Below are 1,192 nucleotides of genomic sequence, written 5' to 3'. Positions count from 1 at the left end.
TCGGCTGTTTACCAGTGAGTCGGTGACGGAAGGGCATCCCGACAAGATCTGTGATGCGATCAGCGACTCGGTTCTGGATGCGTTGTTGGCTCAGGATCCTCGTTCACGGGTTGCGGTGGAGACGTTGGTGACCACCGGGCAGGTGCATGTGGTGGGTGAGGTGACCACGACGGCCAAGGAGGCGTTCGCCGATATCACCAACACGGTGCGCGCCCGGATCCTCGACATCGGGTATGACTCGTCGGACAAGGGTTTCGACGGGGCGTCGTGCGGGGTGAACATCGGCATCGGGGCGCAGTCGCCCGATATCGCGCAGGGGGTGGACACCGCGCATGAGGCGCGGGTGGAGGGGGCGGCTGATCCGCTGGACTCGCAGGGTGCGGGGGATCAGGGGTTGATGTTCGGGTATGCGATCAGCGACACCCCGGAGTTGATGCCGCTGCCGATCGCGTTGGCGCACCGGTTGTCGCGCAAGTTGACCGAGGTCCGCAAGAACGGGACGCTGCCGTATTTGCGTCCGGACGGCAAGACGCAGGTCACCATCGCCTATGAGGACGACGTGCCGGTGCGCCTGGACACCGTGGTGGTGTCCACCCAGCACGCCGACGGGATCGATTTGGACAAGACGTTGGCTCCCGATATCCGCGCGCATGTGCTGACCACGGTGCTCGAGGAGTTGGCCCACGACACCCTGGATGCGTCGGCGACGCGGGTGCTGGTCAACCCGACGGGCAAGTTCGTGTTGGGCGGTCCGATGGGCGATGCGGGGCTGACCGGGCGCAAGATCATCGTCGATACCTACGGCGGGTGGGCCCGCCACGGTGGTGGGGCGTTTTCGGGTAAGGATCCCTCCAAGGTGGACCGCTCGGCGGCCTACGCGATGCGCTGGGTGGCCAAAAACATCGTCGCGGCCGGGCTGGCCGGGCGGGTCGAGGTGCAGGTGGCCTACGCCATCGGCAAGGCCGCCCCGGTCGGGTTGTTCATCGAGACGTTCGGCACCGCGACGGTGGATCCGGTCAAGATCGAAAAGATCGTGCCCGAGGTGTTCGACCTGCGCCCCGGCGCGATCATCCGCGACCTGGACCTGCTGCGCCCCATCTACGCCCCGACCGCCGCCTACGGCCACTTCGGGCGCACCGACATCGAACTGCCCTGGGAACAACTCAACATGGTCGACGAGCTCAAACGGGCC

At 66.2% G+C, this 1,192-nt stretch carries 1 protein-coding gene; it reads left to right on the top strand.

From position 1 onward, the window contains the following. On the top strand, positions 1-1,192 hold a 1,192-nt coding region (gene metK, locus A5673_RS06900), incomplete at both ends, for a methionine adenosyltransferase (protein ID WP_068228969.1).

Origin of the sequence: Mycobacterium sp. E3198 (assembly GCF_001667015.1) — a bacterium.
In the GTDB taxonomy this organism is placed as follows: Bacteria; Actinomycetota; Actinomycetes; order Mycobacteriales; family Mycobacteriaceae; genus Mycobacterium.
The sequence above is the reverse complement of the archived record's forward strand: the minus strand, read 5'-3'. Positions and strand labels throughout refer to the sequence as shown.